The sequence below is a fragment of the Streptomyces sp. NPDC039609 genome (genome assembly GCF_055596705.1).
On the sequence record NZ_JBVIUJ010000005.1, the window covers coordinates 514,992 to 538,461 of the forward strand.

Annotated in this window: 18 protein-coding genes; 8 read left to right on the forward strand and 10 right to left on the reverse strand. The window is 72.1% G+C overall.

Features of this window, described 5'->3' with window-relative positions:
* Positions 1 to 268: 268 nt before the first annotated feature.
* A complete protein-coding gene (locus tag ACZ561_RS17765; protein WP_470995599.1) occupies positions 269 to 2,191 on the forward strand; it encodes a serine/threonine-protein kinase in 1,923 nt (640 codons plus the stop codon).
* Here ACZ561_RS17765 and ACZ561_RS17770 read toward each other — a convergent pair.
* Both ACZ561_RS17770 and ACZ561_RS17775 read right to left on the reverse strand, forming a co-directional pair.
* On the reverse strand, positions 2,180 to 2,584 hold the full coding sequence (locus ACZ561_RS17770) for a Zn-ribbon domain-containing OB-fold protein (RefSeq protein ID WP_470995601.1): 405 nt from the start codon (positions 2,582 to 2,584) through the stop codon (positions 2,180 to 2,182). The genes ACZ561_RS17765 and ACZ561_RS17770 overlap by 12 nt on opposite strands.
* Positions 2,581 to 3,033 (reverse strand): DoxX family membrane protein, encoded by a 453-nt coding sequence (locus ACZ561_RS17775; protein ID WP_470995603.1) that lies wholly within the window; start codon positions 3,031 to 3,033, stop codon positions 2,581 to 2,583. The genes ACZ561_RS17770 and ACZ561_RS17775 overlap by 4 nt, the downstream gene beginning before the upstream one ends.
* 191 nt (positions 3,034 to 3,224) lie before the next feature.
* On the opposite strand from ACZ561_RS17775, the gene ACZ561_RS17780 reads away from it, so the two are divergent.
* From ACZ561_RS17780 to ACZ561_RS17800, 5 genes are all read left to right on the forward strand, one after another.
* Positions 3,225 to 4,379, forward strand: coding sequence for a flavin-containing monooxygenase (locus tag ACZ561_RS17780; protein WP_470995605.1), 1,155 nt, complete (start codon positions 3,225 to 3,227; stop codon positions 4,377 to 4,379).
* A 162-nt stretch (positions 4,380 to 4,541) separates the two neighbouring features.
* Positions 4,542 to 6,773, forward strand: a complete 2,232-nt coding sequence (locus ACZ561_RS17785) for an acetate--CoA ligase family protein (protein WP_470995607.1) — start codon at positions 4,542 to 4,544, stop codon at positions 6,771 to 6,773.
* Positions 6,764 to 7,567: an enoyl-CoA hydratase/isomerase family protein gene (locus ACZ561_RS17790; protein WP_470995911.1), complete on the forward strand. Its 804-nt coding sequence runs from the start codon at positions 6,764 to 6,766 to the stop codon at positions 7,565 to 7,567. Before ACZ561_RS17785 ends, ACZ561_RS17790 begins: the two co-directional genes overlap by 10 nt.
* 161 nt (positions 7,568 to 7,728) lie before the next feature.
* Entirely contained in the window at positions 7,729 to 11,409 is a 3,681-nt protein-coding gene (locus ACZ561_RS17795; RefSeq protein ID WP_470995610.1) for a hypothetical protein, read from the forward strand.
* 165 nt (positions 11,410 to 11,574) lie between these two features.
* A complete protein-coding gene (locus ACZ561_RS17800) occupies positions 11,575 to 12,174 on the forward strand; it encodes a flavin reductase family protein (RefSeq protein ID WP_470995612.1) in 600 nt (199 codons plus the stop codon).
* 43 nt (positions 12,175 to 12,217) lie between these two features.
* Here the strand turns inward: ACZ561_RS17800 and ACZ561_RS17805 are convergent, their stop codons facing one another.
* Both ACZ561_RS17805 and ACZ561_RS17810 read right to left on the reverse strand, forming a co-directional pair.
* Positions 12,218 to 13,537 (reverse strand): MFS transporter, encoded by a 1,320-nt coding sequence (locus tag ACZ561_RS17805; RefSeq protein WP_470995615.1) that lies wholly within the window; start codon positions 13,535 to 13,537, stop codon positions 12,218 to 12,220.
* Between the two features lie 88 nt (positions 13,538 to 13,625).
* Entirely contained in the window at positions 13,626 to 14,894 is a 1,269-nt protein-coding gene (locus tag ACZ561_RS17810; protein WP_470995914.1) for an MFS transporter, read from the reverse strand.
* A gap of 96 nt (positions 14,895 to 14,990) precedes the next feature.
* Between ACZ561_RS17810 and ACZ561_RS17815 the strand changes: the two genes are divergently transcribed.
* Positions 14,991 to 15,962, forward strand: a complete 972-nt coding sequence (locus tag ACZ561_RS17815) for a GlxA family transcriptional regulator (protein WP_470995618.1) — start codon at positions 14,991 to 14,993, stop codon at positions 15,960 to 15,962.
* Between the two features lie 22 nt (positions 15,963 to 15,984).
* Here the strand turns inward: ACZ561_RS17815 and ACZ561_RS17820 are convergent, their stop codons facing one another.
* Together ACZ561_RS17820 and ACZ561_RS17825 are read right to left on the reverse strand one after the other, a co-directional pair.
* Positions 15,985 to 17,034, reverse strand: a complete 1,050-nt coding sequence (locus ACZ561_RS17820) for a Zn-dependent alcohol dehydrogenase (protein ID WP_470995621.1) — start codon at positions 17,032 to 17,034, stop codon at positions 15,985 to 15,987.
* Positions 17,035 to 17,144: 110 nt separating this feature from the next.
* Complete coding sequence (locus ACZ561_RS17825; RefSeq protein ID WP_470995624.1) at positions 17,145 to 18,059, reverse strand: SDR family NAD(P)-dependent oxidoreductase; 915 nt, start codon at positions 18,057 to 18,059, stop codon at positions 17,145 to 17,147.
* A gap of 71 nt (positions 18,060 to 18,130) precedes the next feature.
* On the opposite strand from ACZ561_RS17825, the gene ACZ561_RS17830 reads away from it, so the two are divergent.
* Positions 18,131 to 19,099 (forward strand): cyclase family protein, encoded by a 969-nt coding sequence (locus ACZ561_RS17830; protein WP_470995627.1) that lies wholly within the window; start codon positions 18,131 to 18,133, stop codon positions 19,097 to 19,099.
* 225 nt (positions 19,100 to 19,324) lie between these two features.
* Here ACZ561_RS17830 and ACZ561_RS17835 read toward each other — a convergent pair whose 3' ends face one another.
* The 4 genes from ACZ561_RS17835 to ACZ561_RS17850 form a co-directional block, all read right to left on the reverse strand.
* Positions 19,325 to 19,783 carry an ATP-binding protein gene (locus ACZ561_RS17835; RefSeq protein ID WP_470995630.1) on the reverse strand — a complete coding sequence of 153 codons (459 nt, stop codon included), beginning with the start codon at positions 19,781 to 19,783 and terminating at the stop codon, positions 19,325 to 19,327.
* Positions 19,784 to 20,173: 390 nt separating this feature from the next.
* On the reverse strand, positions 20,174 to 21,037 hold the full coding sequence (locus ACZ561_RS17840) for an acyl-CoA dehydrogenase family protein (protein WP_470995633.1): 864 nt from the start codon (positions 21,035 to 21,037) through the stop codon (positions 20,174 to 20,176).
* Between the two features lie 14 nt (positions 21,038 to 21,051).
* A complete protein-coding gene (locus ACZ561_RS17845) occupies positions 21,052 to 22,188 on the reverse strand; it encodes an acyl-CoA dehydrogenase family protein (RefSeq protein WP_470995636.1) in 1,137 nt (378 codons plus the stop codon).
* Entirely contained in the window at positions 22,188 to 23,378 is a 1,191-nt protein-coding gene (locus ACZ561_RS17850) for an amidohydrolase family protein (protein WP_376432057.1), read from the reverse strand. Before ACZ561_RS17850 ends, ACZ561_RS17845 begins: the two co-directional genes overlap by 1 nt.
* Between the last annotated feature and the right edge of the window lie 92 nt (positions 23,379 to 23,470).

A 23,470-nucleotide genomic window follows, 5' to 3' on the forward strand; every position in this document is an offset into this window, starting at 1 on the left:
CGACAGCCGCCGCCGCGTCCGGCACGCACGGGCCTCCCGCTGCCGGGGCCGGTCGCCGGCCACTGTCACGGCCAGGACGGTCGGAAGCCGGAGACCTCCCGCTGCCGGGGCCGGTCACCGGCCTCCGTCACGGCCAGGACGGCCGGAAGCCGGAGACTCGCGAACGCGTCCGGGCCCGCCACCCCCACCCACACCCGCAACTTCCGCACTCGTTCTGTGACTTGACGGGTCGTTCGGATCGCAGGATAGCTCCGCTATCCTGCTGACCATGCAGGGGGAGCAGGCAAACAACTCACATCTGACCGGCAGCGGAGCCACGCCACTGGAGTCGGGGGATCCCCGGCAGATCGGTGCGTTCAGACTACTCGGCGTCCTCGGGTCCGGGGGCATGGGACGGGTCTATCTCGGGGCCGTGCCCGGGAAGTTCGCGGCGGTCAAGCGGGTGCTGCCCGTGCTGGCCGAGGACGCGGACTTCCTGAACCACTTCGGGCACGAGCTCGACAATCTGGCCCGGTTGCCCGGCGGCGCCAGTGTGAAGCTGCTCGCCAGCGACCGCACGGCGAAACCGCCGTGGTTCGCGACCGAGTACATACCGGGGGTCACCCTCAACGAGGCGATCAGGCTGCACGGCGGCCCGCTTCCCCCCGACGCCCTGTGGCGGCTCCTGCATCAGGCGGCCGCCGGGCTGAAGGCCGTGCACGCCGCGGACATGGTGCACCGCGACCTCAAGCCGTCCAACGTCATGCTGACGCCCGACGGCCTGTCCCTCATCGACTTCGGCGTCGCACGCGCCGCCGACCAGAGCCGGCTGACCCGGACCGGCATGGTCATCGGGACGCCCGCCTACATGGCTCCCGAGCAGGCCGTCGCCGATCCTCAACTGACGGGCGCGGCGGACGTCTTCGGCCTCGGCAGCCTCCTCCTCTACGCCGCCATCGGCCGTCCGCCCTTCGGTGACGGCTCCGGGCCCGGCCTTCTCTACCGGGTCGTCCACGGGGAGCCCGACTTCGGACAGCTCGCGGAGACGGCGCCCGAGCTCGCGGAGGTCGTACGGTCCTGCCTCGCCAAGGACCCGGCGGACCGGCCGACGGCGGCCGAACTCGTCGGTCTCACCGGCGGCCACGCGGAGGGCGTCCGGTGGCCGTCGGCCGTCGCCGAACGGGTCGAGGAGCGGGCGGCCTTCGCCGCCGGGGCGCCCACGGCCGAGCAGCTCGCGGAGTTCGGGGACGCCGGGGAGGGCGGCCAGGTCGAGGACATCGGGACGGTGGCGCTCACCCCGCGGGGCCCGAGGGAGCCCGCGACCGCCGGCCCCGACGCGGCCGCCGTCACCGGCCCCACCGCGGCACGCGGGTGGCGGGAGCGGCGCAACCGGTTCGTCCTGGTCGCGGTCCCCGTCGTGGTGGCCACCGGCACCACGCTGACCGTCGCACTCGGCCCGTACGAGATCGGCCGACAGGGCGGCGGCCCCGACGCGACGGCGGCGCCGCCCGCCGCCACCGCCTCGCAGCCCGCACCCGGCGCGCCGGCACCGGCGACCACTCCCCCGTCCACTCCTCCCTCCGCCTCCGCATCGGGATCCCCTTCGGGCCAAGGACCGGGACCCGCCACGGGCGGCGCCGGTGGCGCGGCGGCAGGCGGCGGGGGTACGGCGGCGGGCGGCACAGGCACCGTCCCCGGGAGCGGCAGCGGAAGTGGCGGCGGGTCCTCCTCGACCGGAGGCAGTTCCGGCTCCACGACCACGCAGCCCAAGCCCCGACCGTCGTCCGGCGGTTCGGCGCCCTCGGGGACGTACTCCCTGGAGAACGTCTCCAACGGCCAGTGCGTGGGCGAGTACAACCCCGGCTACGGCGACTTCGCCAACACGCACACGTGCGGTGCCGACGACGGCGGCGGCAACCCGATCCACTACTCATGGACCTACTCGCCGGGCGCCAACGGCACCTTCCGGCTGGTCAACAAGAAGACCGGGCACTGCCTCCAGTCGGGCGGGAACCCCGGCGGCGTCGGCGTCGCGGCCTGCAACGGCTCCAGCAGCCAGGCATGGAAGGTCCACGCCTCGACGTCATCCGGCCGGACGATCATGAACGTGCAGAACGGGGAGTGCATGATCGTCGGGCCGCCGTTCCTGACGACGTACGCCTGCGACTCCGGCGACCGCGCTCAGCTCTGGCGGAACATCTCAGCCCTCTGACGACGCCCCGAAGACGGGGACCCGGACCTCCCCCTCCATGCGGAACGTGACCTCCAGATCCATCCCGATCCGGAGGTCCGCCTCCGCCACCCCCACGACCTCCGTCATCATCCGCGGGCCCTCCGCCAGGTCCACCACCGCCGCCACGTACGGCACCCGGCCCCCGAACGGCGGGAGGTCGTTGCGGTGGACGACGGACCAGGTGTAGAGCGTGGCGCGGCCGCTCGCCTCTTCCCAGCGCACGTCCTCGCTCCAGCAGTGCGGGCAGAACTCGCGCGGGTAGTGGTGCGCCCGGCCGCAGGCCTCGCAGCGCATGAGCAGCAGACGGCCCCCGGCCGCCGCGTCCCAGTACGGGCGGGTGAAGGCGTCGATGTCCGGGTCGGCGGCCGTCATCGGAACAGTCCGATCGCGTGGTCGAGGGACCAGGTCTGCCAGGACATCGCGAAGAGGGCGACCAGCGAGATCAGCGCCATCATCGCGTTCTGCCCCTGCTCGGCCCAGTCGTGGATCATCAGGACGAGGTAGAGGAGGTTCAGGAGGAGGCCGCCGATCAGGGCCACGGGCGTGAGGAGGCCGAGGATCAGGCCGAGACCCAGGGCCAGTTCGGCGTAGACGACGACGTACGCCATCGTCTTCGGGCGCGGCGCGACGATCGAGTCGAAGCCCTTCCGCACGAACGGCCACCGGTGCTTGCCGGCGACGTCCGCGGCCCACGCGATGCCCGTGCCGCGCTCGAACCAGCCCTTCTTGTCCTTGTGGCGCCAGCTCTCCAGCCACCACAGGCCGAGGCCTATACGGAGGACGGCGAGCCATTCCGCGCCGGTGAGCCAGATGGTCTGCATCGGTCGATACCTGCCCCTCCCCGGTCCTGATCTGACGGTACGTCAGTTCAGCGGATGCGGTGGCGTCTGCGCAAGACCCCCGCACACCCCCGCGCACTCCCCCCACACCCCACCCACACGTGACCGTTTCGCAACCGATTCCCCTCTTGACCGAGACCCAACAAGTGAGCATCTCGTTACGCTGAGCATTCGTGACCAACACCCCCCGTTCCAGACCCGACCACCCCGTCTACGTCATCGGCGGCGGACCCGGCGGACTCGCCGTCGCCGCCTCCCTGCGCGAGCAGGGCGTCCGGGCCGTCGTCCTGGAGAAGTCCGAGGCGGTCGGCGCCTCCTGGCGGGCGCACTACGACCGCCTGCGGCTGCACACCACTCGCCGCCTCTCGGCGCTCCCCGGACTGCCGATCCCCCGCTCCTTCGGCCGCTGGGTCGCGCGCGCGGACGTCGTGCGGTACCTGGAGAAGTACGCCGAGTTCCACGAGCTGGAGATCGTGACCGGCGTCGAGGTCTCCCGCGTCGAGCGCGTCGGTGAGGACTGGCTGCTGCACGCCACCGGTGGCCGGCAGCTGACCGGCCGGGCCGTCGTCGTCGCCACCGGGTACAACCACACCCCGCGGCTGCCCGAGTGGGCAGGCCTGGACACGTACGGCGGCGAGCTGATCCACGCGAACGCCTACCGGAACCCGGGGCCGTACGAGGGCAAGGACGTCCTCGTCGTCGGCGCCGGGAACACCGGGGCCGAGATCGCGGCCGACCTCGCCGCGGGCGGAGCGGCGCGGGTACGGCTCGCGGTGCGCACCGTGCCGCACATCGTGCGGCGCTCCACGGCCGGGTGGCCGGCTCAGCGCACCGGCATCCTGGTGCGGCGGCTGCCCGTACGCCTGGTCGACAGGATGGGCGAGCTGATGTGCCGCGTCTCGGTGCCGGACCTGTCGGAGCAGGGGCTGCCCCGGCCGGACACGGGGCTCTACTCGCGGGTGCGCGAAGGGGCCGTCCCCGTGCAGGACGTGGGTCTGATCGACGCCGTGCGCAAGGGGAAGGTGGAGATCGTCGGCGCGGTCGACTCCTTCGACGGCGACAAGGTCCTCCTCGCGGACGGCTCCGCGATCACCCCGGACGCCGTGATCGCGGCGACCGGATACCGGCGGGCCCTGGAGCCGCTCGTGGGGCACCTCGGCGTCCTCGACGAGCGCGGGCGGCCGGCGGTGCGGGGCGCGCGGGCTCCGCGCGAGGCGGCGGGGCTGTACTTCACGGGGTTCACCAACCCGATCAGCGGGATGTTCCGGGAGATGGCGATCGACGCGGAGAAGATCGCCCGCGCGATCCGGAAGTCGGCCGGCCGGTAGGCGGCCGGCGGCCCGGGAACGCCCACTCGGCGACCCCCGCCCCCGCCCTTCCGTTCATTGGCCCTGTCGCAGTCATTCCTGACTGAGCGTCAGTTCTGTAATCTGACTGAGTGTCAGGTGACGCGCTGCGGCAGAACGACGAGCGGGAGAGTGGGCGGAACGATGCTTGGATCGACTCACGGCACCTTCACCACCGATCTCCGCGCCCGTGTGGTCGCCTGCGGGGAGCATTCCGGGACGCCCGGCGTCGCCGTGCACGGTGTCACCGCCGTGGACGGCGACCGGGACGTCAGCGGGCGGCCGCTGCACGCCCCCGTGCCCGACCTCGACCGGTTCTTCCGGCCCGGGTCCGTCGCCGTCGTCGGGGCATCCGACGCCGAGGGGCGGCCCAACACCGGCATCACACGGCAGCTCATCGCCTGGGCCGAGCGGGTCGGCGCCCGGCTCGTGCCCGTGCACCCCACCCGTACGAGCGTCTTCGGGATCGACTGCGTGCCCTCGGTCGGCGCACTCGCCGAGCCCGTCGACCTCGCCGTCCTCCTCGTCGCCGATCCGCTCCCCGTCATCGAGGAACTGAGCGAGGCCAAGGTGAGGTTCGCCGTCGCCTTCGCCTCCGGCTTCGCCGAGACCGGCGACGAGGGCGCCGCCGCGCAGGAACGTCTCACCGACGCCGTACGGCGCTCCGGGATCCGTCTGCTCGGCCCGAATACCAACCTCAACGCCTTCGAGCGCTTCCGCGACGACCTCGACGGCCCGGCGATCGCGCTCATCACGCAGTCGGGGCACCAGGGGCGGCCCGTGCACACCCTCCAGGAGCTGGGGGTACGGCTCTCCCACTGGGCGCCCACCGGCAACGAGGCGGACCTGGAGACCGCCGACTTCATCTCGTACTTCGCGACCCGGCCCGAGGTCGGGGCGATCGCCTGTTACGTCGAGGGGCTCAAGGACGGCCGCTCCTTCCTCCTCGCCGCCGACCGCGCCGCACGCCAGGGCGTGCCCGTCGTCGCGGTGAAGGTCGGGCGGACCGAGACCGGGGCACGGATGGCCGCCTCGCACACCGGCAAGCTCACCGGCGCGGACCAGGTCGTCGACGCGGCGATGCGGCAGTTCGGGGTCATCCGGGTCGACGGGCTCGACGAACTCCAGGACACCGCCGCCCTGTTGGCGCGGGCCCGCAAACCCGTCGCCGACGGTGTCGTCGTCTACTCGATCTCCGGCGGCACCGGCGCGCACTTCTCCGACCTCGCCACGGCCGCAGGCCTGCGCCTGCCGACGCTGCCGCAGGCCAAGCAGGACGAGCTGCACCAGTGGATACCGCCGTATCTGAACGTCGCCAACCCGGTCGACAACGGCGGCCATCCGGTGGGCGACTGGCGCGGCCGGAAGATCATCGACGCGATCCTCGCCGACCCGTCCGTCGGGGTGCTGATATGTCCCATCACGGGCCCCTTCCCGCCGATGAGCGACAAGCTCGCGCAGGACCTGGTGGAGGCGGCCGAGGCCACCGACAAGCTGGTGTGCGTGGTGTGGGGTTCGCCGGTCGGTACCGAGGCCGCCTACCGCGAGACCCTGCTCGGATCGTCGCGCGTCGCCACCTTCCGTACGTTCTCCAACTGCATCGGCGCCGTGAAGGCCTACCTCGACCACCACCGCTTCACCACCGCCTACCGCTCGCCCTTCGACGAGGCCCCCCGCACCCCCTCCCCCTCCTTCCGCAAGGCGCAGGCCCTGATGCGGCCCGGCCGGCAACTCAGCGAGCACGCGGCGAAGCAGCTGCTGCGGGCGTACGGGATCCGGGTGCCGCGCGAGCAGTTGGTGACGAGCGCCGCGGCGGCCGTCCGGGCGGCCGGGCTCGTCGGCTACCCGGTGGTGATGAAGGCGTCCGGCGCGCAGCTGGCGCACAAGACGGAGCTGGGTCTGGTGAAGGTCGGGCTGACCTCGGCGAGCCAGGTGCGGGACGCGTACCGCGAACTCACCGACATCGCCCGCTACGAGGACGTCGACCTCGACGGGATCCTGGTCTGCCAGATGGTGGGGCGCGGGGTCGAGATGGTGGTGGGCGTGACCCGCGACCCGCTCTTCGGGCCGACGGTCACGGTGGGCCTGGGGGGCGTGCTGGTCGAGGTCCTCAACGACGCGGCCGTACGCGTGCCGCCGTTCGGCGAGGACCAGGCGCGCGAGATGCTCGGCGAACTGCGCGGGCAGGCGCTGCTGAAGGGCGTACGGGGGGCTCCGCCGGCGGACGTGGACGCGCTGGTGGAGGTCGTGCTGCGGGTGCAGCGGATGGCCCTGGAGCTCGACGGCGACCTCGCCGAACTGGACATCAACCCGCTGATGGTGCTGCCGCGGGGGCAGGGCGCGGTGGCGCTCGACGCCCTCGCGGTCTGCCGATAGGAGCCCTGGTGGAAGACGTTCTGCACTCCGTCGAGAACGGCGTCTCGTGGATCACGCTCAACCGGCCCGAGGCGATGAACGCCGTCACCTGGGACCAGCGTGAGCGGATCATCTCGCTTCTCGGGGACGCCTCGGCCGACCCGGACGTACGGGCCGTCGTGCTGACGGCGACCGGGCGGGGCTTCTGCGCGGGGGCGGACCTGAGGGGCGCGCCGTCGTCGGGCGAGCGAGTCCCGGGGGACGTGGCGCGGACCATCCGCCTCGGGGCGCAGCGCCTCATCGGGGCCGTACTGGACTGCGAGAAGCCGGTGATCGCGGCGGTGAACGGGACGGCGGCCGGGATCGGGGCGCATCTGGCGTTCGCCTGCGATCTCGTGCTCGCGGCGGAGCCGGCGAGGTTCATCGAGGTGTTCGTACGGCGGGGGCTGGTACCGGACGGGGGCGGGGCGTATCTGCTGCCCCGGCTCATCGGCCCGCGGCGCGCGAAGGAGCTGATGTTCTTCGGCGACGCCGTGACGGCTCACGACGCCCGGGAGCTGGGTCTGGTGAACCGGGTGGTCCCGGCGGAGGAGTTGGAGAAGACCGCGCGGGAGTGGGCCGAGCGGCTGGCCCAGGGCCCGACCCGGGCGCTCGCGCTCACCAAGCAGCTGGTGAACGCGTCCCTGGACACCGACCGGGCCGGCGCGTTCGCGGCGGAGGCGGCGGCGCAGGAGATCAACATGACGACGCGGGACGCGAACGAGGGGGTGGCGAGCTTCGTGGAGCGGCGCACGCCCCGGTACGAGGGGCGCTGAGGACACCCCGCGCGAGCCGCCCCGCCAGGCGCCCCCCGGCCCCCGGACATATGTGGCGCCGGGTGTCGGCTGCGGACCGTATCGTGTGTCGGGCATATGACAAAGACCGCTCCGGGGGGAACGGAATGCCCGACTTCGCGCGTACGCGTGAGAGATCCACGGTGCCGACCGCACCGATCCTGCTCGTCCTGACTCTGCTGGCCGCGCTGCTCGCGCCCCTGCTGCCCATCGGGCTCGGCGGGGTCGCGGTCGCCGCGACGCCACAGTCGCTCCCGGCCACCGTCGCCGCCACCGACTCTCCGGCCACCGGCTCTCCGGCCACGAACTCTTCCGCCACCGGCTCTCCGGCCACGGACTCTCCGGCCACCGGCGACGCCACGGACGCGCCCGCCTCGGCCGGCGCCACCGCCGATCCCGCAACCGACGCCACCGACGCCACCGACGCCACCGACGCCACCGAGAACGACACCACCGACGAGGCCGCCTGCCCGGCGCTCGCGCTCGCCCCGCTGGGCGACCCCGGTGACGCCGTCGGCCGCGCCACGATCGCCGCCAACGAGTCGGCCTGCTTCACCTTCACCGTAGAGAAGCCGGGCACGCACCGTGTGCTCCTCGGCGGCGGCATCCACCAGCAGGCGTACGCCCAGGTCTCCCAGGGCGAGACGCAGGTCGACTGCTACGACCCGTTCTACGGCGTGGGCGGCTGGTGCGACTTGACCACCGGCACGTACACGCTGAGCGTCCACAACACCGGCTGGGAGCCCGGCGAGGCGCAGGCCGCCGTCGTCCCGCTGCTGCCGTCCACGAACTGCACCGACGCCGGCAGCACCGGGTACGACACCGCACCGCTGACCGGCGAGGCCGTCAGCCGGCTCGGGATCGTCTGCCGCAGCTTCGCCGCGAAGGCCGGTGACCGGATCACCAGCGACTTCCGGCTCGAGAAGTACGGCCAGGCCGTCCACTGGATCACCGACGACAGCGGCCGGCGCATCTGCCCCCGTTGGAACGAGGACGACAGCGAAGGCTGCGTCCTGCCCGCCGGCAACGGCGGCTACCGGGTGCTCGCCGAGGTCCGCGACGTCGAGAACGGTTTCCCCGCCTCGTACAGCCTGAAGATCCGTCGGCTGTCCACTCCGGCGGGCTGCGCGTCCGTGCCCGTCAACGCCTACGGCACCGCGCCCACCCAGGTCTCCCCGCAGACCGAGTGCAAGACGTTCACGCCGGCCACGACCGGCCGGTACGACGTCCACGGCGTCTCGGAGTCCGGCGAGCGCACCGCGCTCAAGGTCTACGCGGCCGACGGCACGACGGCCTGCGCGGCGGGATCGCCCTGCACGCTGACCGCGGGCACCGCCCACACCCTGCTCACGGCCGGCGCCGTCCTCGTCCTGGACCGTTCCTCGGCCGCCGGCTGCACGTCGGACGTCCCGCTCGCGCAGACCTTCACCGGCTCGTTCGGCGCGGCCGGTGAGGTCGACTGCCTGAACCTGCCGGTGCCGCAGGGCGCCCACATCGGCGTACTGACCTCGTACAAGTCCGGCGCACCGGACCCGGAGGTCACGATCGTCGACGCCACCGGCGCCGCGTTCTGCGACGACACCACCCTCCGCGAGGGCACCTGCGCACTGGGCGGCACCGCCCCGTACCGCGCGCTGGTCTCCAACGAGGAGACGGTCCCTGCGACCGGTGACTACCAGCTCGTCGTCCACCGCACGGACGTGGCCGGCGCCTGCCGGACGTTCGTGGCCGGCGACTTCACCGCCTCCCCCGCCCGGATGAGCGTGAAGACGGGCGACGGCGTCTTCGCCGACTGCCTCACCATCCCGGCGGACGACCACTCCGTGCGGGAGAACCTCCAGATCCAGGCGGTCTCCGGCACCTCGTCCGCCGAGGTCAGCGTCCTCGACGCCACCGGCGAGCAGGTCTGCACGGTCCGGTCGTACTACGGCACGTGGACCACCTGCGCGCTCACTCCCGGGCTCGCGCACACCGTGCTCTTCCAGGGCCGTGACGTGCCCGCCGAGTTCGCCCTGACCCGCCGCGACGTCACCGCCACCGCGCGCGGCTGCGTGGCGACACCGGCCGCACCGGTCGGCGGCCCGTCGACCGGGGGCACTCCGTTCGCCCCGGGCACCTTCCTGTGCCACCAGGTGACCACGGCAGACGCCGAGGACACCCTGCACCTGAACGTCCGGGACGCGCTGGGCACGGCGCGAGCCGTCGTGTACGGCGCGGACGGCACGGCCGTCTGCGACTTCTTCGCGTCCGGATGCGCCGCCACCGGCTCCACCCGCTACCAGGCCCTCGTGATGGTCCCGGAGGGCAAGGCCGCCGCCGACTCGTACCGTCTGGACGCCCTGCGCATCGGCACGGCCGCCGGGCCCGCGCCCGAGTGCGTCAAGGTCCCGAACGTCACCTACGGCTTCGGGCCGCTGGCGGGCGCCCTGACCGAACAGAAGACCGCGGTGTGCGCCGTCCTGCCGACCGCCTCCGGCGACCGGTTCGACCTGAAGATCACGCCCACGACGACCTTCGAGCAGACGGTCACCCCCTGGCTGTACGACCACGCGAGCCGCAGGAACGGCTGCATGGGGTTCATCTCCAGCGCGGGCCACCGCTGGGAGTGCGCGCTCGCGAACGCCTACCCCCGTGTGGCCGGCCCCACCACGCTCGTCATCGGGCTGCCCGAGAAGGCGTCCCAGGCGGACTTCCGGGTGGACGGCGTCTGCCGGGGCATCTGCGGCCTGGAGGAGAAGTCGATCGGGACCGTGACACCCGCGGCGGGTGTCTCCGGCGCCAAGGTGACGGTCACGCTGACCGGTACCGCCCTGCATGAGAAGGACCAGGTCGGGCTCTCCGGCAACGGCTTCTCCGTGCGGTCGACGACCGTGACCGTGGCACCCGACCGCAAGAGCCTGACGGCCACCCTGGACCTGACCGGCGCGCCGGTCGGTTCCCTGTACATGAGCGTGCACACGGTCAACGGCACGGAGTACGCCAAGGGTTCGTTCGACGTCCTCGCCCCGAACCGGTCCACCGCCGCCCCGGCCCTCGCCGGCGCGGTGGCGGTCGGCGCGGCGGTGACGGCCGGCAACGGCTCCTGGTCGGTGACGCCGGACTCCTACACGTACGAGTGGAAGGCGGACGGGGTCGCGATCGCCGGCGCCACGGCGTCCTCGTACACCGCGCCGGCCTCGCTGCTCGGCAAGAAGCTGTCGGTGGCGGTGACCGCCCACAAGACCGGGCACCCGGCCGTGACGGCTTCGAGCGCGGCCGTCGCCGTCGCCAAGGGCGTCGCGCCGAAGGCGGTGAAGGCACCGTCCATGTCCGGCGGCATCCGTGTCGGCGTGAAGACCACGGCCGTACTGGGCACCTGGTCGCCCGCGCCGACCTCGTTCACGTACCAGTGGCGGGCGAACGGCGTCGCCATCCCGGGGGCGACCGGGGCGAGTTACTTCTCCCCCGCGTCCATCGTCGGGAAGAAGCTCTCGGTGACCGTGACGGCGCACCGCACCGGGCACCTGAGCGCGTCGGCCACGACGGCGGCGTACACCGTCGCGAAGGGGTTCGCACCGAAGACGACGACGGCGCCGTCCATCACGGGCACGGTCAAGGTCGGCCGCACCCTGACGCTGAACCGGGGTACGTGGACGCCGGCGCCGACGTCGTACACGTATCAGTGGTACGCCAACGGGCGGCCGATCTCCGGGGCGACACGGGCCACGCTGACGCTGACGAAGGCGCAGCGCGGAATGAAGATCGCCGTCCGGGTCGTCGCGCACCGGACCGGTCACGACTCGGGTGTCGTCTGGACCAGGTCGACGGCGGGCGTCGCCGCCTAGTCCGACGTCGCATCCTCGGGGACCCCGGGACGGGCCTGAACGGCCGGTCCCGGGGTTCTTCCGTGTGCGGGGTCCTGGACCGGGGCCGGGCTGAGCCTCGGGCAGAGTCCTGGGTGGGCCGAAGGGTTCCTATCTGACGGATCGTCAGCTTCAATGGACGGTGTGATGGGACACGCAGGGATGGCGGCCACCGCCGTCCGATACCTCAGGTCGGCCGGATCGCCCACGGCCGTCGAACCACTCCCCAGGCCCCGGCTCCGCGCGGTACGGGAGGACGAGCGGCTGCCCGTCGACCCGGCCGAGTTCCGGCGGGTGCTCGGGCACTTCGCGAGCGGCGTCACCGTGGTGACCGCCCCCGGCCCCGACGGCCCGGCCGGCTTCGCCTGCCAGTCCTTCGCCTCGCTGTCCCTGGACCCGCCGCTGGTGGCCTTCATGGTCGCCCGTACGTCGACCACCTGGCCCCGTATCGCCCACGCGGGCGTCTTCTGCGTCAACATCCTGGGCGCGGACCAGGGGGAGCTGTGCCGGGGGTTCGCGAAGAGCGGGGCCGACAAGTTCGCGGGCGTGGGGTACGACGGCGCCCCGGTGACGGGCTCCCCGCGCCTCGCCGGGGCCCCTGCCTGGGTCGACTGCACGATCGCCACGGTCCACACGGGCGGGGACCATCTCATCGTGGTGGGCCGGGTCGAGGCACTCGGCACCCGGGACACGGACGGCGAGCCGCTGCTCTTCCACCGGGGACGCTTCCGCCGGTTCACCGGCTAGAGCGGGAACGGCCGGAACGGTAGGAGCGGGCGCGGGCGTACGGTCAGGCGGCCGTCGGCTCCTTGACGTCCGCGCCCTCCCGGCGCCGGATCACCAGGGCCATCAGCGCCGCCGCCGCGCACAGGGCGCCCGAGGCGTACCAGACCACGTCGTACGAGCCGAAGACGTCCCGCGCCGCGCCGCCCGCGAAGGCGACCACCGCCGCGCCCACCTGGTGGGAGGCGAGGACCCAGCCGAAGACGATCGCGCTGTCCTCTCCGTAGTGCTCGCGGCACAGGGCGATCGTCGGCGGGACCGTGGCCACCCAGTCCAGACCGTAGAAGACGATGAAGAAGACCATCGGCGGGTGCACGGACGGCGCCAGGAGCATCGGCAGGAAGAGCAGCGAGATCCCGCGCAGCGCGTAGTACACGGCGAGCAGGCGCCGCGCCTCGAAGCGGTCCGTGAACCAGCCGGACGCGATCGTGCCGACGACGTCGAAGACCCCGATGACGGCGAGCAGCGATGCCGCCGCGGTGATCGGCATCCCGTGGTCGTGGGCGGCGGGCACGAAGTGGGTCCTGACCAGTCCGTTCGTCGAGGCGCCGCAGATGGCGAACGTGCCGGCGAGGAGCCAGAACGGGCCGGTCCGGGCCGCCTCGAGGAGGACGGTCACGGCCCGGCGGGCCGCGCCGGTGACGGGGGCGGGCTTCGGCGCGAACGTGCCGCCGTACGGTGCGAGGCCCACGTCCGCCGGGTGGTCGCGCAGCAGCAGCCAGACGAAGGGGACGATCACGAGCGCGGAGAGGGCGACGGTCACCGAACCCGGGCGCCAGCCGTGGTTCTCGACCAGCCACGACAGCAGGGGCAGGAAGACCAGCTGGCCCGAGGCGCCGGCCGCCGTGAGGATGCCGGTCACAAGACCGCGGCGGGCGACGAACCACCGGTTCGTCACCGTCGCCGCGAACGCCAGCGCCATCGTGCCGCTGCCGAGGCCGACGAGGATCCCCCAGTAGAGGACGAGCTGCCAGGACGCCGTCATCCACACGGTCAGCAAGGACCCGAGCGCGATCACGGTGAGGGCGACCGCGACGACCCTGCGGATGCCGAAGCGGTCCATGAGGGCCGCGGCGAACGGCGCCGTCAGGCCGTACAGCGCGAGGTTCACCGACACCGCGAAGCCGATCGTGCCGCGCGACCAGTCGAATTCGCCGTGCAGCGGCTCGATCAGCAGGCCGGGCAGCGAGGCGAAGCCCGCGGCACCGATGATCGTGACGAAGGTGACCGCCGCGACGAACCAGGCGCGGTGGACACGGGGAGTACGAGTGGAGCGCCTGCCGACGGGTGCGGGGGTCTCGGTTGTCTGGGTCACGTCACACAGCATCGTGATCGGGGACCACGCCCACCACTGGCCCGGATGACAGCTTTCACAAGGATCGGGCCACCGTCCGCTCCGAGCCCGTCTCCAGGGACTACGCCCGCGGCAGCGTCCTGATCGGCCGGACCACGAGCAGCGCCACCACCACCAGCACAGCGATCCCGGCACCCGCCAGCAGCAGCTCCTCCGTGCCGACGGCCTCCGCCACCGGACCCGCCAGCGCCCGGCCGGCCGCCATCATCAGGAGCGAGCCGGCCACCTCGTACGCGTGCATGCGGTTCAGCGCATCCTGCGGCACATGCGTCTGGACCGACGTCGACCACATCACCAGCCAGAACGCGAAGGCCGCCCCGCCCAGGAACTGCCCCGCCCCGAGCAGCGCGACGGGCGCTCCCGAGCCGAGCAGGACGAGGTTGACCGGGAGGCCGAGCAGGGCGACCGCGCCCGCCGCGAGCGGGCGGCGGGGCCGCAGCCGCAGGGCCAGGAGCCCGCCCGCCGCGTTGCCCGCGCCGGCGACGGCCATCAGCACGCCGTACGTGGCCGAGCCGTGGTCCCCGGTCACCAGGGTCGCGGTCAGCGGCACCATCGGCCCCGCGACCGTGAATCCGTAGACCGTCCAGATCGCGATCACGCCCCACAGCCAGGTCCGCGCCGTGAACTCCCGCCAGCCGACGACCATCTCGGCCCGCAGCGAGCCCCGCCGCACCGAGTCGAACGGGGCTGCCGGAATCCGCATCAGGGTGAGACAGACCGCGCTGACCGCGAAGGTCGCGCCGTTGAGGCCGAAGGCGGCGCCCGCGCCGCCGGTGAGCGCGACCAGGACTCCGGCGGCGGCCGGACCCGCCATCGTCATCAGTGACTCGACGACCCGCAGGACGGCGTTGGCACGCTGCACGTCGGGGGCGATACGCGGGATCGTGGACGCGACGCCCGGCTGGAAGAGCGCGGCACCGATGCCGCTGACGGCACTGAGCGCGTACACCGCCCAGAGGGGCGGGCTGCCGACGCCGAAGGAGACGGCGAGGACGGCCGCGCCCGGCAGCCGCACCAGATCGGCGAGGATCATCATCCGGCGAGCGGTGAACCGGTCCGCGAGGACCCCGCCGACGACGACGAACAGGGCGAAGGGCCCGATCCAGGCACCCAGCGCGTAGCCGACGGAGGAGCCGGAGTGTCCGGCACCGAGCAGACCGGCGGCGAGGGCGACGGGCACCATGCCCTCGCCGAAGACGGCGGCGGCCCGGGCCACGAAGAAGAGCCGGAAGTTACGGTTCCACAGGGCCGGAGCCCCGACGGGTCCGGGAATGCGCTGCCGGTCCTCGGACTTGTACGAGTACTGCTCCGCCCGTCCGTCCGCCGGCATGTCCGCCCGTCCGTCCGCTCGCCCGTCCGCCTGCTTGTCCGTCGTCACGGATCCGACTTCTAGCACCAAGTGGTCTGGACCACAAAGGACTTTCTTGTGCCGCACCGCATCGCCGTCCTCGCCCTGCCCGGCCTCCTCCCCTTCGAGCTGGGCATTCCCCACCGGATCTTCGGCCGCGCCAAGGACGCCGAGGGCCGGCCGCTGTACGAGATCGTGACCTGCGCCCAGGAGGCCGGTCCGGTCCGGACGGACGCGGACTTCGCCGTGCAGGTGGAGCACGGTCCGGAGGCGCTCGCGACGGCGGACACGGTTGTCGTCCCCGCCTCGTACGAACTCGGCCCCGTCTACGAAGAGGGCAGGCTGACCGACGAGCTGGCGGCCGCCCTCGCGCACATCCGGCCCGGGACCCGGCTGGTGTCCATCTGCACCGGCGGGTACGTGCTCGCCGCCGCCGGCTACCTCGACGGACGGCCGGCCACCACGCACTGGGCGTCGGCCGACCACTTCCAGCGGCTGTTCCCGAACGTACGGGTCGACGCGGACGTGCTGTTCGTCGACGACGGGGACGTGCTGACCTCGGCCGGCGTGGCCGCCGGGCTCGACCTGTGCCTGCACATCGTGCGCCGCGACCACGGGAGCGCCGTCGCCAACGAGGTCGCCCGCAGGACCGTCGTACCGCCGCACCGGGACGGTGGGCAGGCCCAGTACATCGCCCGCCCCCTTCCGGAGGCGGGCACGGCGACCACGACGTCGGCGCGCGCCTGGGCGCTGGCCCATCTGCACGAGCCGATCCAGCTGCGGGACCTGGCGGTACGGGAGTCGATGAGCGTACGGACGTTCACGCGCCGCTTCCGTGAGGAGGTCGGCATCAGCCCCGGCCAGTGGCTCACCCAGCAGCGGGTGGAACGCGCCCGTCACCTCCTGGAGTCCACGGATCTGCCGGTCGACCAGGTGGCGAGGGACGCGGGCTTCGGCACGCCCCAGTCGCTGCGGTCCCACCTCCAGGCGGCGATCGGCGTGACCCCGACGACGTACCGGCGCACGTTCCGCGCGGGCGCGGTGGGCTGAGGTTCGCGGAGTCCTGACGGGGCTAGAGGGTGAGCACCCCCCGCGCGACGCGCCCCTGCTCGGCGTCCTCGGCGGCCTTGGTGAAGTCCTCCACCGGATAGGTCTCGGTGACGAGTTCGTCGAGGAGGAGGCGGCCCTGGCGATACAGCTCGGCGTAGAGGGCGATGTCCTTCTGTGGGCGGGAGGAGCCGTAGCGGCAGCCGAGGATCGACTTGTCCAGGAACATCGCCGCGGGCAGGAAGCTCGCCTCGGCGGTGGGCGCGGTCATGCCGAGGAGGATCGCCTGGCCGTGCCGGTCGAGGAGGTCGATCGCGGTGCGGACGAGGCCGGTGTGGCCGACGCATTCGAAGACGTGGTCGGCGCCGTTGGGAAGAACGTCCCGTACACCGTCGGTCGAGGTCAGGAAGTGGGTGGCGCCGAAGAGCAGGGCGGTCTGCTCCTTGGCCGGGTTGGTGTCGACGGCGACGATCGTCGTGGCACCGGCGATCCGGGCGCCCTGGAGGACGTTGAGGCCGATGCCGCCGGTGCCGATGACGACGACGGTCTCGCCGCGGTCGACCTTGGCGCGGTTGAGCACGGCGCCGACGCCGGTGAGGACGCCACAGCCCATGAGAGCGGCGGAGGTGAGCGGGATGTCTTCGGGGATCTTCACGGCCTGGACGGCCTTGACGACGGTCCGCTCGGCGAAGGAGGAGTTGGAGGCGAACTGGAAGAGCGGGGTGCCGGCGCGGGAGAAGGGCTGCCTGGGCATCCCTATCGCCTTGCGGCACATGGTGGGCCGGCCACGGTCGCAGTCGGCGCAGGCGCCGCAGTTGGCGAGCGTGGAGAGGGCGACGTGGTCGCCTTCGGCGACATGCGTGACGCCGGGGCCCACGGCCTCGACGACTCCGGCGCCTTCGTGGCCGAGGACGACGGGGGCGGGGAACGGGATCGTGCCGTCGATGACGGACAGATCACTGTGACAGAGGCCGGCGGCACGGACGCCGACGAGGACCTCACCGGGCCCGGGGTCCCGAACCACCAGGTCGTCGACGACCTGGACGTGCTTGCCATCGAAAACGACACCGCGCATGGACGTACTCCTTCGTCGGACGAGTTGTGGGCAGCGGGACGATTGCCCACACGGGGGTGGGCGGGGCAGCGGGACGATTGCCCACACGGGGGGCAGGGTCACGGCCCCGGCTACCCGTTCGGGCGGGAGCCCTCCGCCGCCGCCCGCGCCATCTCCTCCAGTCGCGCCAGCAGCGGCATCGGGTCCACCCCCACCGTCCCCGGCAGGAAGTCCGCGATCCGTTCCGGCGTCCACGCACCCCCCTCCGCGTACCCCGCCCGCAGCTCCCTCGGCTGCGCCCAGACCGCGATCTTGGGGCCCGCGATCGTGTACACCTGGCCCGTGATCCTCTCCGCCCGCGCCCGCTCCGACAGGAGGTAGACCACCAGCGCCGCCACGTCCTCCGGCTCCCCGATCTCCTTCAGCTCCATCGGCACGTTCGCCGACATCCGCGTCCGCGCCACCGGCGCCACCGCGTTCGCCGTCACCCCGTACTTGTGCAGGCCCAGCGCCGCCGACCGCACCAGCGAGATGATCCCGCCCTTCGCCGCCGAGTAGTTCGCCTGCGCCACGGATCCCTGGTGGTTGCCGCTCGTGAAGCCGATCAGCGTCCCCCCGCCCTGCTTGCGCATCACTGCCGACGCCGCCCTGAAGACCGTGAACGTCCCCTTCAGATGCGTCGCGACGACCGGGTCCCACTCCTCCTCGGACATGTTGAAGAGCATCCGCTCGCGCAGGATCCCCGCCACGCACACAACGCCGTCGATCCGCCCGTACTCCGCCAGCGCCACGTCCACGATCCGCTGACCGCCCGCCATCGTCGAGATGTCGTCGGCGACCGCGACCGCCGAACCCCCCGCCGCCTCGATCTCCTTCACCACCGACAGCGCGACCTCCGACGTCGGCTCCCCGCCCTCGATGGAGACGCCGTAGTCGTTGACGACGACCTTCGCCCCCTCCGCCGCGCACGCGAGGGCGACCGCGCGCCCGATCCCCCGCCCCGCGCCCGTGACGGCGACGACCTTGCCTGCCAAGAAGTTCCCCACGCCCGGCCCCTTCCCGCATTTTCTGACGGTCCGTTAGATTCGTTCGTCGACAGGATTCTACGGTCCGTCAGATGCAGGAAAACAAGACCCTGGAGGCCCCGATGTCAGTTCCCTCGCAGCTCCCTGTCGAATTCCACGACATCGCCAAGCGCGTCAACAACTGGGGACGTTGGGGCCGGGACGACGAGATCGGGACCCTCAACCTGATCACCGACGAGGTCGTACGGGGGGCCGTCGCGACCGTCCGTTCCGGGCACCGCGTCCCCCTCGCCCTCGACCTCCGACAGGACGGCGTCCAGACCGGCATGATCCCGGGCCGGGTCAACCCCCTCCACGTCATGGTCCAGGTCAACCAGGAGCTCTTCGGTCCCGGCACCGTCGCCACCAGCGACGACGCCGTGACCCTCGCCCTCCAGGCGGCCACGCACTGGGACGCCCTGACCCATGTCTCGCACTCCGGAAAGATCTACAACGGCCGTCCCGCCGCCACGATCACCCCGCACGGCCGCTCCGAGTTCAGCGGCATCCACACCGCCCGCCACATCGTCAGCCGCGGCGTCCTGCTCGACGTGGCCGCCGCCAAGGGCCTTGACCGGCTGCCCGGTGACCACGCCGTCACCCCCGAAGACCTCGACGAAGCCGCGGAATTCGGCCGTGTCACCGTCCGGGCCGGCGACATCGTCCTCGTGCGGACCGGGCAGATGCAGCAGTACCTGGCGGGGGACAAGCACGCCTACGCCTTCCCCTCCCCCGGACTCTCCATCCGTACGCCCGAGTGGTTCCACGCCCGCGATGTCGCCGCCGTCGCCAACGACACGCTCACCTTCGAGATCTTCCCGCCCGAGATCGAGAACCTCTGGCTGCCCGTCCACGCCCTCGACCTTGTCGAGATGGGGATGCTCCAGGGTCAGAACTGGAATCTGGAAAGTCTGTCCACAGCCTGTGCACAGAGGGAGCAGTACGCGTTCCTGCTCTCCGCGATGCCCGAGCCCTTCGTCGGCGGTACGGGCACACCGGTGGCCCCGGTCGCGATTCTCTAAAGCGAGGGGTCGAGGGGTCGAAGGAATTCGTGACGCGGGTGGCGGCGCACTCGCGCGCCCCGAGCACGACGAGCGCAGCGAATGGGGGTGCCCCCGCGTGCGAAGCACTGCGGGGGAGCCGCCACCCTGGACACGACCCGCACTCGTCGAGGGCACCTTGTGCGGCCCTCGTCGTCCCCTCACGTCGAATCGCTCACCCCAGAGTGAACAAAACGCCACGAACCGTCAACAGTGCACCGAAGCCGTAGGTGTGGCGACGGTCGACACCGACGACTCCTTCGGCGCCCCGCGGTCCACCTCGCACCAGATGCTCTTGCCGGCACCCTCACGCTGCCAGCCCCATCGGTCGGCCAGGCCGTCCACCAGCTCCAGACCGCGCCCGTTGGTGTCCTCGCCCTGCGCGTGACGCGGGAGCGGCGGCCGGTCGCTCGTGTCGGCGACCTCCACCCGTACCGTCCCGGCGTCCGGACAGCCCTCGCCGAACAGCATCCTCAGCACGGCCGGACAGCCCGTGTGCACCACGGCGTTGGTCACGAGTTCGGAGATGAGCAGCACCAGCGTCTCGGCCAGCGGTTCGTCATCCCCTATGCCCGATCCGGCGAGCCTTGAGCGCGCCCATCGCCGGGCGCGCCCCACCTCCGCCGGGTCCGGCCCGACCTCCAACTGAACCTGAAGCACCTGCACCGCTCACACCATCCGAACCGGCGGACACATCGCCTCGCGCCTCACAGCCATCGACGTCCTCACGGACCGTGATTCCCTTGTGAGACAGCATGGTTGACGTACAGTCACCGCAACAAGCGCTTCGGGCATATTCCAGCGCGAAGGAGTACGCATGGTCCATACTGTGCGACGCACGCTGCGGGGAGTCGAACAGGAGGGCGCCCAGCGCCTCCACGGGGTACGAACGGCGGGCATCGCCCGGTCCGGAGCCGCCGCATCGGCGACACCGGGACGATCCGGGCCCACAACCACTCGCATCCCACGGAGCGTACCGGAGCGGAACCCCGACTCCGGGCCGTGACGGACCGGCCGAAGGACACAACCCGGTATCGACGCTCCGTGAGCGGCCGCCTACAAGGCAGCCGCCTCCGCCTCCTCCGCCTGCGCCTTCGACGGACCACGCCGGGACCGCACCCAGGCCCGCTTCAGATGCAGATGTACATCGGCCTCCCACGTGAACCCCATGCCGCCGTGCACCTGAAGACAGTCCCGCGCACAGTCGACCGCCGCCTCGTCGGCAAGCAGCTTCGCCCCGGCGATCTCGACGGTGTCACCGGTGACGGCGGCCGCGTAGACGGCGGCCCGGGCCACCTCGGTCCGCACCAGCATCTGCGCACAGAGATGCTTGACGGCCTGGAAGGCCCCGATGGGCTGCCCGAACTGCACCCGGGTACGCGCATACGAGACGGCCGTCTCGGTGGTGCGCGTAGCACTGCCGAGTTGTTCGGCAGCGGTGAGCAACTCCGCCACCCCCGTTGTGGGCACGGCCACAGGCGCCGGCACGCGATGCAGTGGCGTGAGCGGATCCACCGACCGCACGGCCACGGCCCCGGCGACGTCCCCCAGGACCACGTCCGCCTCGTCGAGCCACTCGACCAGCCCGCCGTCGGCGGCAGCGACGACGACCTCCCCCTCGGCAGCCCCCTCAACCACCCCCGCCGCCATGTGCGTCGCCACCAACGGCCCCGGCAGCAGAACCCTCCCCGCCTCCTCGAAGACGAGCACCGCCTCCGGCAGCCCCAGCCCCACACCGCTCTCCGCCTCCGGCACCCGCAGCGCGAAGAGACCGGCGGCCCCCAGCTCCCGCCACAGCGCGCGGTCGAGCGTGCCGCGTTCGACGGAAGCCCGCAGCGCATCCCGGTCGAAGCGGCCGGCGAGCAGCTCCCGTACCCCCGCCTTCAGCGCCTTCTGGTCGTCCGTCAGCCGGAAGTCCACGAGACCACCACCCCTCACCGCCCCTTGGGCAGGCCGAGGATCCGCTCGGCCACGATGTTCGCCTGGATCTGACTGGTACCGGCCGCGATCGTGTACGAGAGCGAGGACAGCCTGTCCAGGTTCCACTCCCGTCCGAGGTCGAGCGCGTCCGGACCGAGGACGGCCGCCGCCGTGTCGTACAGCTCCTGCCGCGCGTGCGAGTACCGCAGTTTGAAGACCGAGCCGCCGATCCCCGGCACCCCGCCCGTCGCCTCCGCCTCGCTGACGTTCCACTGGGTGAGCCGCCACAGCGCCCGGAACTCGGCGCTCAGCCGGCCGAGCCCGCGCCGGATCACCGGGTCGTCCCAGGTACCGTTCTCCCGCGCCGCCCCCGCGAGTTCGGCAAGCACCCGCCGACAGGCGACGACCTCGCCCACGAAGGCGGTCCCGCGCTCGAAGGAGAGCGTCACCATCGTCACGCGCCAGCCGTCGTTCTCCTCGCCGATCCGGTTGGCGACGGGCACCCGGACCTCGTCGAGGAACATCTCGGCGAACTCCGTCGACCCGGCGAGGGTCCGCAACGGCCGCACGGTGATGCCCGGCGCGCCCATGGGCATGGCGAGCCAGCTGATCCCCCGGTGCTTCGAGGCCGCCCCCGGGTCCGTCCGTACGAGCAGCTCGCACCAGTCGGCGACCTCGGCGTGCGAGGTCCAGATCTTGGAGCCGGTGACGACGTACGCGTCCCCGTCCCGCACCGCTCTCGTCCGCAGCGAGGCCAGGTCGGAACCGGCGTCCGGCTCGCTGAAGCCCTGGCACCACACCTCGTCGCCGCGCAGCACCGGCGGCAGCCACCGCTCCCGCTGCTCGGGCGTCCCCTCGGCGGCGATCGTCGGCCCGGCGTGCAGCAGCCCGACGAAGTTGGCGCCGACATAAGGGGCCCCGGCCCGTTCGGTCTCCTCCAGGAAGATCAGCCGCTGGGTCGGCGAGGCGTCCCAGTGCACGTCCGCGTACCCGGCGTCGTACAGCGCCCGCTGCCAGCCGCAGTCGTAGGCGCGCCGTCCCGGCCAGTCCAGCGGGTCGGGCTTCGGCGGCAGCGCCGGCAGCGCCGTGGCCAGCCACTCCCGCAGCCGGGCCCGGAACTCCTCCTCCTTCTCGTCGTACGCGAGGTCCATCAGACGATGCCCAGGTCCAGCATGCGGATGGCGTTCCCGCGCATGAGCTTGTAGATCGTCTCGTCGTCGAGGCCCTTGACGTGGTCGAGGGCGACTTCCTTGGTGTGCGGGAAGGTGGAGTCGACGTGCGGGTAGTCGGTCTCGAAGGTGGCGTTGTCCCTGCCGACGACGTCGAGCGAGGCGATGCCGTGCTTGTCGCGGAAGAAGCAGCAGAACATCTGCCGGTAGTAGTACGTCGACGGGGGCTCGGGGATGAGGTCCCTCACTCCGCCCCACGCCCGGTGCTCCTCCCAGACGTCGTCCGCGCGCTCCAGGGCGTACGGGATCCAGCCCATCTGCCCCTCGCTGTACGCCAGCTTCAGCCTCGGGAACTTGACCAGGACCCCGCTGAAGAGGAAGTCCATCATCGAGGCCATGGCGTTGTTGAAGCTGAGCGAGGCCTGGACGGCGGGCGGGGCGTCGGGCGAGGCGGCGGGCATCTGGCTGCTGGAGCCGATGTGCATGTTGACGACCGTGCCCGTCTCCTGACAGACCGCGAAGAACGGGTCCCAGTAGCCGGAGTGGATCGACGGGAGCCCCAGATAGGTCGGGATCTCCGAGAAGGTCACGGCCTTCACGCCGCGGGCCGCGTTCCGGCGGATCTCGGCGACGGCGAGGTCGATGTCCCAGAGCGGGATGATGCAGAGCGGGATGAGCCGGCCGCCGCTGTCGCCGCACCACTCCTCGACCATCCAGTCGTTGTAGGCGCGGACGCAGGCGAGGGCGACCTCCTTGTCCTTGGCCTCGGCGAAGGTCTGGCCGCAGAAGCGCGGGAAGGTGGGGAAGCAGAGCGAGGCCTCGACATGGTTGAGGTCCATGTCCTTGAGCCGCTCGACGGGGTCCCAGCAGCCGCGCCGCATCTCCTCGCGGGTGATGCCCTCCAGGGTCATCTCGTCACGGTCGAAGCCGACGGCGGCGATGTTGCGCTTGTACGGGAACTTGAGGTCCTCGTAGATCCACCAGTCGGTCGGCGGCCCGTCCGGGTCCATCGTGATCTGGTACTTCCCGCCGACGTAGGCGAGCTCCCCGATCCCGGCGGTCAGGGGCTGGGGCCCGCGGTCGCGGTACTTGGCCGGCAGCCAGGTCTCGAAGAGGTGGGCCGGCTCGATCACATGGTCGTCGACGCTGATGATCCGCGGAAGTTCCGTCATGAGACCTTCTCCCATTCCCGCATTTCTGATGACCCGTCAGATACTGATCGGTCTCAGGCTAGCCCCGGACCCCTGGACCGACAAGCGGCGCG